The following is a 13,675-nucleotide window of genomic DNA, read 5'->3' as shown; positions in this document are numbered from 1 at the left end:
AGAAAGCCTGTCTGCACATGGGGGTGGCGCGGCACGGAGCGGCTTCGCCACCGTGCCGCTTGGGGCGCGAGGCCCGCGCCAATGCAGGCATGTCCCCGTGCTTCGCACGACAGGACACGCCAGAGCTTGCAGGGAGCGCAGCCATGACCGCCCGCCGCGACGACGATTTCCGGGTGCGTCCGAGCGCCCCGAAGAACCGGGGCAAAGGCCAGGGCCAGAGCTTCGTTTCCAAGGTACTCAAGCAGGCGGGCAAGGCCAGCGGCGGCAAGTCCTCGATGCGCCATTCCGCAGCCGGCGGCAGCGGCGCACGCGCCGGCCAGCGGCCCGGCTCGCGCCTGGGGCGCGGCCATACGGCGGCGCGCTTCGCCGGGGCGAAGCTGACGTCCATGTCGCGGCGCGTGACCATCAAGACCCTACTGGTCAATCAACGCAACGCCAGCCCGCAGTCGCTCGCCAAGCACCTGCGCTACATCGAGCGCGACGGCGCCGGCCGCGATGGCGAACCGGGCCGGGCCTACGGGCCGCAGATTGACGATGCCGACCTCGATGCCTTCAAGGAGCGGGCCGACGACGACCGGCACCATTTCCGCTTCATCGTCTCACCGGAAGACGGTGCCGAGCTTGAGGAGTTGCGCACCTACACCCGGCATCTGGTGAACCGGATGGAAGCCGACCTGGGGACGCGGCTGGATTGGGTGGCAGTCGATCACTGGAACACCGACAACCCGCACACCCACCTGATCGTGCGCGGGCGCGACGACACCGGCAAAGACCTCATCATCGCGGGCGACTACATCGCCCACGGCTTCCGCCATCGCGCCGCCGAACTGGCGACGGAATGGCTGGGGCCGCGCACCGAACTGGAGATTCAGCAGACCTTGCAGCGCGAGGTGGAACAGGAGCGGTGGACGAGCCTCGACCGCACATTGCAGCGTGAGGCCGGCGAGGATGGCCGGGTGCAGATCGAGCGCTTCAATGAGCCCCGCCTGCAACGCCAGCGGCTGCTGCTGATCGGCCGACTCCAACGCTTGCAGCGCCTGGGCCTGGCTGACGAGACGCAGCCCGGCACCTGGGCCGTGCATGCCGACGCGGAGAAGACCTTGCGCGCCTTGGGCGAGCGTGGTGACATCATCCGCACCATGCAGCGCGCCATGAGCGGCCAGCCGCGCGAGCTGGCGGTGTTTGAGCCCGGCGACGACGGCCGCACCATCGTCGGCCGCGTGGCCGGCAAGGGGCTGGCCGACGAGCTGCACGACCGCGGCTATCTGGTCATCGACGGCGTGGACGGCAAGGCCCACTACGTCGCTTTGAACGCCCGCGTCGAGCTGGCGAACTATCCCACCGGAGCCGTGGTGGAGGTACGCGGTTCCACCGAGGTGCGGGCGGCCGACAAGAACATCGCCGCGCTGGCGAGCGATGGCCTGTACCGCGCCGATCATCACCTGGCGATCGAGCAAGGCCGAGCCAAGCCCGGCCGCGACCCGCAGGAGGTCGTCGCGGCCCATGTCCGCCGACTGGAAGCCCTGCGCCGGGCCGGCATCGTGGAACGTGTGGCTGATGGACTATGGAAGGTGCCGGACGACCTGGCCGAACGTGGCCGCCAGAACGACGCACAGCGCCTGGGCGGCGTGGCGGTGGAGCTGAAATCGCACTTGCCCATCGAGCGGCAGGCCCGCGTGATCGGCGCGACCTGGCTGGACCAGCAGTTGATCGGTGGCGGTAAGGGGCTGGGCGATCTGGGCTTTGGCGGCGAGACGAAGGAAGCCTTGCAGCAGCGCGCCGACTTCCTTGAAGAACAGGGGCTGGCCCAGCGGCGTGGGCAGCGGGTGATCCTCGCCCGGAACCTGCTGGGGACGCTGCGGAATCGGGAACTGGCAAAGGCCGCCAAGGATATTGCCGCCGAAATCGGCCTAGCGCATCGGCCCGTCACCGACGGGCAGCGCGTGGCTGGCATCTACCGGCGCAGCCTCATGCTCGCCAGCGGGCGCTACGCGATGCTAGACGACGGCATGGGGTTCAGTCTGGTGCCGTGGAAGCCGGTGATTGAACAGCGACTGGGGCAGCGACTTGCCGCGACGGTGCGCGGTGGCGGCGTGGCGTGGGAAATCGGACGGCAGCGGGGAATGGGCATTGGCTAATGCTCGAAGAGTTCTCAGCCACATAACCCGGCAGGCTGTCTAGAGATATGCCGAGGCAGTTGTGAAATTCTTCGCTGCATATCTTCAACGGGTTGGATCTATGGCCCGGAAGCGGCCATCCAGATAGACGAGTGGATCGGCATATGCAGATGTGAGCACACGCTCGACACTGGCCAGCATTACCGAGTGGGTGCCGACTGCATGGTGTTCAATCAGCTCACAGAACAGCGAAGCCTGCGCCCCTTGCAGATAGGGCAACCCATTGACTTCATCAAATCGCCAGGCTTCATGATCGAAACGGTCGGTCCCCGTGGCGCTACGGCAGTGCACCGCAAGTACCTCCTGTTCTGCGCGGAGTACATTGATGCAGAACCGTCGAGAAGCCAGCAGCGGCCCATGGATACGGGTTTGCTGACCAATGCACACTAGAACCGTGGGCGGCTCCAGTGAGACTGATGCGAATGAACTGGCGATCATTACGTGTCCGTGGCCATCGGGAGCGATCGACGTGATTAGCGTCACCGTGGAGGCCACGCCGCGCATCGCCTGCCTCAATTGGGCAGCAATCAAAGGGTGTTGGGACATGTAGATGTGCTCAATCATGGGTTACGGGTGTGTTTCACGCTTAGCCCAACCAGGGTGCTTTGTCAGCAAACCCAACATCTCGTCCATCGCGTCATAGGAGCGTTTGAGCGTGCTGTATGGATTCCCCCCGACCAATGTGCCATCATAGCCGACGGGGCCGGTATAACCGAACGACTTGGCAAGTCCAAGAAGTGCGAAGTTGTCGAGTTCTCCTGCATCGAGCGCCTCGAAAGTGGCAATACGACTCCAGCCAAGTGGGCTGCGGGTTGCGCCGCTGAGAGTCAATTCCCGCATGAAGGGTGTTGACGCCATTAACGCTGGCGTCGGGTCTACGGCCTGATAGCCCTCCGTCGGGCTGCCTGCATTGGTTTCGTAGCCATACCAGTGATAGCTTGGAAACACGATGCCGAGATTCGGATGGTTCACGACCGAGCAGATCTGTGCCGCAATGGAGTAATGATCCATCCAGAAGCCCAGATGAAAATACAGCAGGATGTCAATTCCGCGCCGTGCGCAAATCTCAAGTGCCCGACCAAGGAAGTCCTGCAATACCTTGTCGTCCGGTGCCTTTCGATGATTTGAACCGTGGCCTGCCGTCCTGATTCCAAGATTGACAGCCTTCACGCCTTCCATCTCCTCAAGCATCCGCAAGAGTTCCTGCGTTGATGGGATGCTGTGGGCCCTGATCCAGGTCGATCACCACATACACGCTAAAGACCTCCAAACCGAAACGATCTTTCACGGTGGATAGACGCTTTGCGGTTTCCCATCGGCTCCCTGACCAGACGGCATAGGTCAGGCCGTCATAACCGATGTCAGCCAGCATTTCGCATTGGACATCGAAGGCATAGGTACCAGCCGAAGAAGTAAAAGCGAGATCCCAGGCAAAAATTTTATGACCGTGCAGCATCCTGCGCCTCCTCCAAATGGGCAGTAGCGTGCGCCGGAAAGTGCGGTACGACATGCTCGCCAAGTTCCTGAACAATCTCATGCGCCGGACGTGTCGCGTATTTCAGGTTGAGGCCAATATGATTAACCCCAATATCGCGCAAGCGGCTGAAGTAGTCAGTAAAGAATCGGTGACCAGCCCGAAACCCGAGGAAGATGGGCGATGGGGGTTCATCGGGATTCTCCGACAGGTCAATATAGAAGGATTGCGTGAAGGGTTTGAATCTTGGTGTCAGCGACCGCCAATTCTTGATTGTCATGGCTTGCTGCGCGATATTTTGGGGATAGTAAAGCCAGCCATCCCCATGCTCGGCAATCCATTCGACCGACTGGCGTGAATGACCAGTCACCATCACGGGAATGTCTCTCAACGCCGGTTTCGGCAGCGTATCTGCACCCGACAAGTTCACTCGGGGCGTGGAGATTTCCGGGAAGTCCTCACGCCAGGCTTGACGCAACACAGTCAATGCTTCTTGGAACAACGTGGCTCGCGCATCCATTGTCTGACCGAAGGCCGGGAACTCTGTTGGCCGATCACCCGTGGCGATACCTAGCACCAGGCGCTGATTTGACAAGCGGTCGATCGAGGCTGCTGCTTTGGCCACAAGCAAGGGATGACGCAGAGTGGTGATGACGCTGCCAGTTGCGAGCGCGATGCGCGACGTCTGTGCCGTGACGTAGCCCATGAATGGCCACAGGTCATGGATGTGACCCACGTCGCCAAAAGACGGGACATTGAGAAATACATCCCTGAAGTAAAGGGCTGCAAAGTTATGAGCTTCAGCCAATTGTGCCGTGCGAATCTGCTGTGCCATGTCCATCTCAGGAATGGCGCCAGGGTAGGACTCGATGGCGAAGAAAAGACCCAGCGTCAGGCTTCCTTCCTGATACATGGTCGAGTATCCACGATGATTTTTGGGGTATACGGATTTAATGGTTGATGGGGCACCTTCACCCCATCAATCTGATACCACCCTCAGATGGTTGATAGATCGACTCCGTAGTTGAGTTCCTCTGCGAAGTCCGGCAGTCCGTAACCGATGGTTTTCTTGTAGAAAGGAGAGACCTTCGCAGTCGGTGCCTTCTTCTTGTGCTTCGTGGTGTAGAGCATTCGTGCCCGCATCACCTCGAAGGAGTAACCGCGCCCTTCACGGTTCTTGTCCTTGGCCAGTCGGTTGATGGACTCCGTGTAAGCGTTGGTGACGGGCATGTCCGTCTCGAAGTAGGTCATGGTCTCTTCGCGCCAGTTTCCCACTGCCCTGACCAGATCGCTCCAGACTTCCTTTTGGCCCTTCGGGATGGTGGCTATCCACTCGTCCAGGGCGGCTTCTGCCTGGAGCCGTGTGGTGGCGTCCCAGATGCCGTAGAAGCGCTCCTTGTGCTCGTAGGCGGCCAGCAGTTGCGGGAACGCGCCTGTCCAGGTCTCCATGATGAGGCGCTCCCGGTCTGAGACTTCGTGAGCGCGTTTCAGCAGGATTTTCCGGTCTCCCTTGAGAGTCCGGCTCTGGGACGGTTTCGGCTCCTTTCTGAGGCCCTTGCGCACTCTCTCTAGGGCATCGTTGGCCATGCGCACCACATGGAACTTATCGACCACGATACGGGCCTGGGGCAGCACAGCCTTGACCGCTGCCCGGTAGGGGTTCCACATGTCCATGCTGACGATCTCGACCTTCTGCCGGTCTTTCAGCTTCATCAGGTAGTTGGTCACCACGTCCTGGCGGCGGGTGGCCAGCAGGTCGAGCAGGGTTCGCTCCTCAATGTTGGTCAGAATGCAGCGGTAGCGCTTGTTCAGGTATAGCTCGTCAATGCCCAGGATGCGGGGCGTCTCGAAGCGGTGCCAGCGCCCCAGGAACTCGGCGCGGGCGTTGAAGATGTCGCGCACCGTCTTCTCGTCCAGGCCGGTCTGTGCCGCCACAAAGGTGTAGGGGTGGTTGAAGGATTCCTTCTCCACGTACTCATGCAGCCGCAGTGTCATACGGAATCCGTCCACCATCTCCGGTAGCTGGGGCCTGAATGTTGTCTTGCAGGCCCGGCAGGTGTATCGGCGGCGGACCACCCAGAGAGTGACCCGCTTGCCGTGGATGGGCAGATCACGATAGGGAACGTCACGCTTGCCGAACCGCACGAACTCACCCTGCACGCCGCACCCCTCGCAGGCTACTGGTGTAGGTGCTTCAAGCCGAAAATGTATGTCTTCATTCTGCTCATCAGAATCCACCAACTGGTACCCAGGAAGGCTTAACGAATTAATCATCTCCCGCCTTGATCAGAAAAACAGGTAGGTGGCGTAACCGGCAATCATCGCCATAGCAAAAATGACTGCTAAAAACGCCGCTAAAAGCTTCAGCGTGAACAAAGAGCGCAACAGAATGAGCTCAGTCAGGCTGGCTCCGGCACTGCCGATGATCAACGCTAGCACCGTCCCGGCACCCACGCCTTTGGCCATCAGAGCCGCTGCCAGAGGTATGACGGCTTCAGCGCGAATATACAACGGCACGCCGATGACAGCGGCAACTGGAATGGCAAAGGGATTATCTGGGCCTGCATACTGCTCCAATAAGTCAGTGGGCATGAAACCATAGATCACGCTGCCAATCGCAATACCGATGAGCAGGTAAGGCAACACATCGATAAAGTCCGACCAAGCTTCCCGCCACACACCACTGTACTTCCCTTCTTTCTTAACCGTGACAGTGGGTTGACTGTCACAGCATTCGCTAGACGTAGAGACTGTTGTCTTCCTATCAGCCCCGCAAGAAGCCGTCTTCGGAGTGGTGTCGCAGCTGTTGGTGCCGCAACTCGATGCGGTCGATGTAGCACTGCACGGGCTTGCTGATGAACTACATCCACTGCTCTCTTGTGTCGCCGTCCGGCGCACATAACGCTCGAAGCCAAGCGTGTGAAGCAGCCATCCGGCACCTACCGCGACCACCAAAGCGGCGAGCACATAGATAGCAGTAAGTGTCCATCCAAACGTGGCAACCAGCAGGCCGACGACGATAGGATTCAGCAACGGAGATGAGAAAAGAAACACCATCATCGGCCCAAAACCGGCCCGTGCCCGAATCAACCCTTTCAACATGGGGATAGTCGAGCAACTACAGAAGGGCGTTATAGCTCCTAAACCAGCAGCAAGAAAATAGCCTCGCTTCCCACTGGAAGTCAGTAACGCTTCCACCTTGGATGGTGGGATGTGACGTTGAAGAACTCCGACCAGCAAGCTAATGCCAATGAATAAAACCGATAGCTCGATAGCGAGAAAGGCGAACATGCCTAGAGCGTCTTGGAGTTGAGATGACATTCAATATTACTCCTATATTTCTGGGTCAAAGAGTCCGGCCTGCCGGTCGGCACCTTTGGGTTGTTACGACTGCGCGGGAGAGGTGTCCCGCCGCAAGCCCGCCACCAGTACAAGAAATCCCTGCACGGCTTTTTCGGAAGCGGCGCGTGGGTCGTCTGCGCTGGCGATCCACAGCGATGCGCCCAGCAGCGCCCCGCTTATCAGGCGGGCCGTCGCCAGGGAATCGACGGGGCGTATGACTGCCTCCTCGATCAACTTCTGGAGGCTGCGGCGCGTATTCACGATGCACACGTTCTGGCTGGGCCACTGGGAGGGATCGCCCAGAACCGCTGGCCCGTCCAGCAGGACGATCCGCTGGACTTCGGGCTCGACGGCCATCTTGATGTAGCCAATGCACTCCTGAACGAAGCCGTCCCAGGTGGACTCCGCCTCCTCGACGATGACGGCCAGTCGGCCAGATATCTCTGCATCAATCTGGGCGATGACCGCCTCCAGCAGCCCTTTCTTTCCACCGAAGTGGTGATTGAGCGCTCCGCGCGTCAGTCCGGCTTGGGCCGTCAGCTCATCCATTGAACTGTCCGCATACCCCACGGTTGCGAACGCAGCGCGGGCGGCACTGATGAGCTTGGCCCGCGTTTCCTCAATCATCTCTGCACGCTTTTGTGCCATTAGGTCGTCCTCCGATTTTTCACATACGAAGTGTATGTAAATGATTGACATACGTTGCGTATGAGTGGATGATAAATGGCATACGTCACGTATGTCAAATTTTATCAACCGGGTTTCGCCATCCCTTCGAGACTGAAAACAATGAGCACATTGCCTTACCTTGCGGTCCTGCCTTCCTGGCGCCGCGCCTTGCCGTTAGCTGCGGCGAGCTTGCTGGCGCTGTCCCTAGCTGGCTGCAATAGCGACGCCGCCGACGCGGTCGCCGCCCCTCCACCCACGGTCAGCGTGGCACCTGTGTCGGTGCGCAAGATCGTCCAATGGGATGAGTTCAATGGCCGCGTCGAGGCGGTGGAAAGCGTTGCGCTGCGGCCACGTGTGAGTGGCTACATCGACAGGGTCAATTACGAAGAGGGCCAGATCGTCAAACGTGGCGACGTGCTGTTCGAGATTGACGCTCGCAGTTACCGTGCTGCTCTGGCTCGCGCGGAAGCAGACTTGGCCCGCGCCCGCACGCAGGCCGCACTGGCACGTAGCGAAGCGGCCCGTGCTCAAAAGCTGGCTTCGTTGCAAGCAGCCTCCACCGAGGAGTTGGAGCAGCGCCACGCCGCCGCCGATCAGGCCCAAGCCAACGTGCAGTTCGCCCAAGCCGCAGTCGAGACCGCCAAGTTGGATCTGTCGTTCACCCAGGTACGTTCGCCCATCACAGGCCGCGCCGGACGTGCACTGGTCACGGCAGGCAACTTGGTGAGTGCTGACGGCCAGGCCAGCATCCTGACCACCGTAGTCTCGCTGAACCCGGTGCACGTGCATTTTGATGTCGACGAGCGTACCTATCTGCGCTACGCCCACATGGCTCGCAACGGAGAGCGCCCCGACCAGCGCAGCGAAAGTATCCCGGTGCAGGTGGGCCTGGTCGGCGAGAACGGCTATCCACACGCCGGAAACGTGGACTTCGTGGACAACCGTGTCGATGCGGCCACCGGCACCATCCGCGCACGCGCCACCCTGGTCAATCCCGACGGCCTGCTTACGCCGGGCCTCTATGCCCGAGTGCGCCTGCCGGGTAGCGGCAGTTTCGAGGCCATGCTGATCGACGACAAGGCCATCCTGACCGACCAGAGCCGCAAGTACGTGTATGTGATCGATGAGAACAACACCGCCCAGCGCCGCGACATCACGCTGGGACGCAAGGCCGAAGGCCTGCGCATCGTCGAGGAAGGTCTAAATCCCGGCGACCGCGTGATCGTCAACGGCATCCAGAAGGTTTCTGTCGGCATGCCAGTGACGGCCCAGGACATCGAAATGGCGCCTGCAGGCCGACAAAACGCCCAGGCGAGCGAATGAGCGCGGAGAGCCAGCCATCATGAACTTTGCCCGCTTTTTCGTGGATAGGCCGATTTTTGCGGCCGTGCTGTCCATCATCATTTTCGTGGTTGGGTTGATCGCGATCCCGCTCTTGCCCGTCAGCGAGTACCCGGAAGTCGTGCCACCCACCGTACAGGTTCGCGCCACGTATCCTGGCGCAAATCCGCGCGAAATCGCCGACACGGTAGCCGCACCACTGGAGGCATCCATCACCGGCGTGGAAAACATGCTCTACATGAAGTCCGTGGCCGGTAGTGATGGCGTGTTGGTGCTGACCGTCACCTTCCGTCCTGGCACCGATCCCGACGACGCCCAGGTCAAGGTACAGAACCGTGTCGCCCAGGCAGAGCCGCGTCTTCCCGAAGCGGTGCGCCAGCAAGGTGTGGTGACCGTCAAACAGTTCCCCAACGAAACGCTGGTCGTGCAGTTGCGCTCGCCGGGCGATCGCTATGACGCGCTGTACCTGCGCAACTATGCCGTGCTCCATGTACGCGACGAGTTGGCACGCATCCAGGGGGTGGGCGATGCCACGATCAACGGCTCTGGCGACTACGCCATGCGCTTATGGCTGGACCCCGACAAAATTGCGGCGCTGGGTATGACCGCCGGCGATGTGGTCGAAGCCGTGCGCGAACAGAACGTCCAGGTCTCGGCCGGTCAACTAGGTGCGCCGCCCAACCCCTCGGGAAGCGACTTCCTCCTGTCCATCAATGCGCAGGGCCGGCTGGTGACGGAAGAAGAGTTCGGCGACGTCATCGTCAAGACCGGATCGCAGGGTCAGGTCACCCGGCTGCGAGATGTGGCGCGCGTGGAAATGGACGCATCCAGCTACTCGCTGATGTCGTTGCTCAACAACAAGCCTGCTGTCGCGATCTCTGTCTTTGAAGCCCCGGGCGCCAATGCCATCGAAATCTCGGATCAAGTCCGCGCGAAGATGGACGAGTTGGCCAAGCGCTTTCCCGAGGGAGTGGAATGGTCGGTGGAGTATGACTCAACTGTCTTCGTGCGTCAGTCGATCAAGGCGGTCGTCAACACTCTGCTGGAAGCCATCGGACTGGTGGTGCTGGTGGTGATCTTGTTCCTTCAGACTTGGCGTGCCTCCATCATCCCACTGCTAGCCGTGCCGGTGTCGGTGGTAGGCACCTTCGCCGTGCTGCTGATGCTGGGCTTTTCCATCAATACGCTCACGCTTTTTGGACTCGTGCTTGCCATCGGGATCGTGGTGGACGATGCGATCGTGGTGGTGGAAAACGTCGAGCGCAACATCGCCGAAGGGCTGGCGCCGCTGGCTGCGGCCCATCAGGCCATGCGCGAAGTCAGTGGCCCCATCGTCGCCATCTCGCTGGTGCTGTGCTCGGTATTCGTGCCTATGGCATTCCTGTCCGGCGTGACAGGGCAGTTCTACAAACAGTTCGCCGTCACCATTGCGATCTCCACGGTAATTTCGGCCATCAACTCGCTGACGCTGTCGCCTGCGCTGGCCGCGCGCCTGCTTCGCCCGCATGGTGCCGCGCCAGACCTGCCCACGCGGGTGCTGGATCGCAGTCTGGGCTGGATATTCCGGCCGTTCAACCGTTTCTTCCTGCGCAGCGCGGATGGCTATGGAAACAGCGTGTCGCGCATCCTCGGGCGGCGTGGTGCGGTGTTTCTCGTCTACATCGCGCTACTGGTGGCGACGGGAGCTGTGTTCAAGGCCGTCCCTGGCGGATTCATCCCCATGCAGGACAAGCTGTATCTCCTCGGTGTCATCCAGCTACCCGAGGGTGCATCCCTGGAGCGCACGGAAGCGCTGGTCCGCCGTGTGAGCGACATCGCGCTCAAGACCGATGGCGTCTACAACGCCGTGCAGTTCCCGGGCATGAACGGCTTGCAGTTGACCAACACGTCCAATAGCGGCCTAGTGTATTTCATACTCAAGCCCATCAATGAGCGCAAGCACACTGCAACCGAGATTGCGGAACAGTTGAACGAGCGCTTCGCTCAGGAGCAGGACGGTCTGGCCTTTGCCATCATGCCGCCCCCTGTCATGGGGCTGGGCGCGGGTTCCGGGTTCTCTCTTTACGTGCAGGATCGCAACCGTGAGGGCTATGCCGCATTGCAGACGGCGACCACCGAGCTGGCGACGGCCATCTCGCAAGAACCGGGATTCCAATATCCGATCAGTTCCTATCAGGCCAATGTGCCGCAGCTTGACGCCGTAGTGGACCGCACCAAGGCGAAGGCACAGGGCGTGGCCGTGACCGATCTTTTCGATACGCTGCAAGTGTACCTGGGTTCGGCGTATGTCAACGACTTCACGCGCTTTGGCCGCACCTTCCGGGTGATGGCTCAGGCGGACGCACCGTTCCGCAGTTCTGTCGAGGACGTGGTCAAACTGCGCACCCGCAACGCCAATGGCGACATGGTGCCCATCGGCAGCATGGTGGACGTGCGCAAGACATTCGGCCCCGATCCCGTCATCCGCTTCAACGGCTATCCATCTGCCGACCTGATTGGTGAGTCAGATCCGCGTCTGGTGTCGTCATCGCAGGCATTGCAGCAAGTGCAATCCATTGCAGACAAGGTGCTGCCGCCAGGCATGCAACTGGAGTGGACCGACCTCAGCTACCAGCAGGTCACGCAAAGCAATACCGCGCTGGTGGTGTTCCCGCTGGCGGTACTGTTGGTCTTCCTGGTGCTGGCGGCACTGTACGAAAGCTGGACGTTGCCGCTGGCCGTCATCCTGATCGTGCCCATGAGCCTGTTGTCGGCCATGACGGGCGTGTGGCTCGCGGGTGGTGACAGCAACATTTTCGTGCAGATTGGCTTGATAGTGCTGATTGGTCTGGCCTCCAAGAATGCCATTCTGATCGTGGAGTTCGCCCGTGAACTTGAGCGCAAGGGGCACAGCATCCTCGATGCCGCGCTGGAGGCATCACGCCTTCGTCTGCGCCCGATCATCATGACTTCCATCGCCTTCATCGCTGGCGTGGTGCCGCTGATGGTCGGTTCCGGCGCAGGCGCGGAGATTCGCCAGGTTATGGGAGTGACTGTGTTCGCCGGCATGCTCGGCGTGACCTTGTTCGGTTTATTCCTGACTCCTGTTTTCTACGTCGCGTTACGCAGGCTCGCGACGCGCAAGCCACGTCGCCAGGCAAATGTCGCCATGGAGGCCACCCATGACTGACTCCACAAGGACTGATTCCGTCATGCTTCAAACGCCATCCCGCATCCGACCATGCCTACGTCGGATGCCACATCTGGTACTGCTCCCTTTGGTGGCGTTGACGCTGGCAGCTTGCGCAGTAGGGCCGAATTACAAGGCACCTGCCGCGCCCCAGGCAGTGACGTATGCCCGCCAAGACCCCGTTGCCGTGTCCCAGCTTGTACCGGAGGCCGATGCGCAATTCTGGCGGGAACTGGATGACCCGGTGCTGCACTCTTTGGTGGAGAATGCTCTTCACGCCAATCACGACATCCGCATAGCACTGTCGCGCTACGAGCAAGCCAGCGCACTGTCGCGCGAACGTCGCCAAGACTACTATCCGACGCTGGGCGCGTCCGGTGAAATCAGTACCCAGCGCGCCAGTGCTGCACAAGCACCGGATGCGTCCCGCTCCGACCGGGATAACGATCTGCATTCGGCTGGCCTATCCGTGATCTGGGAATTGGACTTCTTTGGCCGAGTGCGGCGCAGCGTGGAATCGCAGCGCGCCGAGACCGAGGCCAGCGCAGCCGACCTGGCGGGCGTACAAGTGGCTATGGTGGCCGAGTTGACCGACGCCTATTTCCGCTTGCGCGGCTTGCAAGTGCAATTACAGGTCGCGCGGGACAACGAAATCAACCAAGCCGATACGCTGCGGCTGATCGAGGTCTTGTTCGAGAACGGCCGGGGCACGTCGTTCGATGCCGACCGCGCCCGCACGCAATTGGCGCTGACACGCTCGCGCATTCCGCCGCTTGAAGCTGAGGCTGCTGTGGCCGCCCACCGCATTGCCGTGCTCACTGGCCGCACGCCTGCGGCGATGGCCGAAGTGCTGGATCACCCCGCAGCCTTGCCTGAGCTGCCCGCCCAGATCAACGCCGGTGCACCGGGCGATCTACTGCGTCGCCGTCCCGATGTGGCTGCGGCAGAACGTAGGCTGGCTGCGGCCACTGCGCGTATCGGCGTAGCCATGGCAGACCTGTTCCCTCGCTTTACGTTGGGAGGGCTGATCGGCACGCAGGCGTTGGGCTTTGGTTCGTTGTTCGAGCGTGATAGTGAAACGCGAATGATCTCGCTCGGTGTGGGTGGTTCCTTCCTAGACGTGGGCCGGGTGCGGTCGCGCATCGCGGCGGCCAATTCAGCCACTGCCGAAAACTTGGCGGTATACGAGCGCACGGTGCTGCGCGCCATGGAAGAAACCGAGAACGCGCTGGTACGCCTATCGCGCGCGCAGACCGAGAACGCCATGCTGGTACAGGCGACCGAGGCCAGCCGCCGGGCAGCCAAGACGGCTCGCCTGCAATTTGAGGGCGGCGCCATCCATGTTTTGGATGTGCTGGAGGCCGAACGTTCACGCTTGGAGTCCGAAGACTTGCTGGCACAAAGCGCCACCCGCAGGGCGACGGCGTTGGTGGCGGTCTACAAGACGCTGGCCGGCGGCTGGTCACACGCCTTGCCCGGACCGCAGGGCGAGGCAGTCGCGCA

At 61.1% G+C, this 13,675-nt stretch carries 10 protein-coding genes and 1 pseudogene; 4 read left to right on the top strand and 7 right to left on the bottom strand.

What is annotated here, in order from left to right; genetic code table 11:
* The first annotated feature begins 143 nt into the window (after positions 1-143).
* Complete coding sequence (locus R1T41_RS19330) at positions 144-2,138, top strand: relaxase/mobilization nuclease domain-containing protein (RefSeq protein ID WP_008294925.1); 1,995 nt, start codon at positions 144-146, stop codon at positions 2,136-2,138.
* 84 nt (positions 2,139-2,222) lie between these two features.
* Here the strand turns inward: R1T41_RS19330 and R1T41_RS19325 are convergent, their stop codons facing one another.
* The 7 genes from R1T41_RS19325 to R1T41_RS19295 form a co-directional block, all read right to left on the bottom strand.
* A complete protein-coding gene (locus tag R1T41_RS19325; protein ID WP_023660031.1) occupies positions 2,223-2,741 on the bottom strand; it encodes a flavin reductase family protein in 519 nt (172 codons plus the stop codon).
* 3 nt (positions 2,742-2,744) lie between these two features.
* Positions 2,745-3,368, bottom strand: a complete 624-nt coding sequence (locus R1T41_RS19320; protein ID WP_317338628.1) for a TIM barrel protein — start codon at positions 3,366-3,368, stop codon at positions 2,745-2,747.
* Positions 3,361-3,633 carry a hypothetical protein gene (locus R1T41_RS19315; protein ID WP_317338626.1) on the bottom strand — a complete coding sequence of 91 codons (273 nt, stop codon included), beginning with the start codon at positions 3,631-3,633 and terminating at the stop codon, positions 3,361-3,363. The genes R1T41_RS19320 and R1T41_RS19315 overlap by 8 nt, the downstream gene beginning before the upstream one ends.
* Positions 3,617-4,564 (bottom strand): LLM class oxidoreductase, encoded by a 948-nt coding sequence (locus R1T41_RS19310; RefSeq protein ID WP_008294927.1) that lies wholly within the window; start codon positions 4,562-4,564, stop codon positions 3,617-3,619. The genes R1T41_RS19315 and R1T41_RS19310 overlap by 17 nt, the downstream gene beginning before the upstream one ends.
* 83 nt (positions 4,565-4,647) lie before the next feature.
* Positions 4,648-5,925 (bottom strand): ISL3 family transposase, encoded by a 1,278-nt coding sequence (locus R1T41_RS19305; protein WP_022960607.1) that lies wholly within the window; start codon positions 5,923-5,925, stop codon positions 4,648-4,650.
* Between the two features lie 12 nt (positions 5,926-5,937).
* Positions 5,938-6,972, bottom strand: coding sequence for a permease (locus R1T41_RS19300; protein ID WP_000098298.1), 1,035 nt, complete (start codon positions 6,970-6,972; stop codon positions 5,938-5,940).
* 63 nt (positions 6,973-7,035) lie between these two features.
* Positions 7,036-7,641, bottom strand: coding sequence for a TetR/AcrR family transcriptional regulator (locus R1T41_RS19295; protein ID WP_317338623.1), 606 nt, complete (start codon positions 7,639-7,641; stop codon positions 7,036-7,038).
* A 141-nt stretch (positions 7,642-7,782) separates the two neighbouring features.
* Here R1T41_RS19295 and R1T41_RS19290 point away from each other — a divergent pair, with 141 nt between their 5' ends.
* From R1T41_RS19290 to R1T41_RS19280, 3 genes and pseudogenes are all read left to right on the top strand, one after another.
* Positions 7,783-8,985, top strand: a complete 1,203-nt coding sequence (locus tag R1T41_RS19290) for an efflux RND transporter periplasmic adaptor subunit (RefSeq protein WP_411045567.1) — start codon at positions 7,783-7,785, stop codon at positions 8,983-8,985.
* 19 nt (positions 8,986-9,004) lie between these two features.
* A complete protein-coding gene (locus R1T41_RS19285; protein WP_004350825.1) occupies positions 9,005-12,172 on the top strand; it encodes an efflux RND transporter permease subunit in 3,168 nt (1,055 codons plus the stop codon).
* Positions 12,144-13,571, top strand: a pseudogene (locus tag R1T41_RS19280) (efflux transporter outer membrane subunit); the annotation flags it as partial. The gene R1T41_RS19285 and the pseudogene R1T41_RS19280, both read left to right, overlap by 29 nt.
* Positions 13,572-13,675 lie beyond the last annotated feature (104 nt).

This window comes from Thalassospira lucentensis (assembly GCF_032921865.1).
Lineage (GTDB): Bacteria > Pseudomonadota > Alphaproteobacteria > Rhodospirillales > Thalassospiraceae > Thalassospira > Thalassospira lucentensis_A.
This window is presented reverse-complemented; position numbering and strand designations above follow the sequence as displayed.

Bases quoted from the DNA above. Each gene is read 5' to 3' on its own strand.
- R1T41_RS19330 (WP_008294925.1), top strand. From the start codon at position 144: ATGACCGCCCGCCGCGACGACGATTTCCGGGTGCGTCCGAGCGCCCCG.
- R1T41_RS19325 (WP_023660031.1), bottom strand. From the start codon at position 2,741: ATGATTGAGCACATCTACATGTCCCAACACCCTTTGATTGCTGCCCAA.
- R1T41_RS19320 (WP_317338628.1), bottom strand. From the start codon at position 3,368: ATGCTTGAGGAGATGGAAGGCGTGAAGGCTGTCAATCTTGGAATCAGG.
- R1T41_RS19315 (WP_317338626.1), bottom strand. From the start codon at position 3,633: ATGCTGCACGGTCATAAAATTTTTGCCTGGGATCTCGCTTTTACTTCT.
- R1T41_RS19310 (WP_008294927.1), bottom strand. From the start codon at position 4,564: ATGTATCAGGAAGGAAGCCTGACGCTGGGTCTTTTCTTCGCCATCGAG.
- R1T41_RS19305 (WP_022960607.1), bottom strand. From the start codon at position 5,925: ATGATTAATTCGTTAAGCCTTCCTGGGTACCAGTTGGTGGATTCTGAT.
- R1T41_RS19300 (WP_000098298.1), bottom strand. From the start codon at position 6,972: ATGTCATCTCAACTCCAAGACGCTCTAGGCATGTTCGCCTTTCTCGCT.
- R1T41_RS19295 (WP_317338623.1), bottom strand. From the start codon at position 7,641: ATGGCACAAAAGCGTGCAGAGATGATTGAGGAAACGCGGGCCAAGCTC.
- R1T41_RS19290 (WP_411045567.1), top strand. From the start codon at position 7,783: ATGAGCACATTGCCTTACCTTGCGGTCCTGCCTTCCTGGCGCCGCGCC.
- R1T41_RS19285 (WP_004350825.1), top strand. From the start codon at position 9,005: ATGAACTTTGCCCGCTTTTTCGTGGATAGGCCGATTTTTGCGGCCGTG.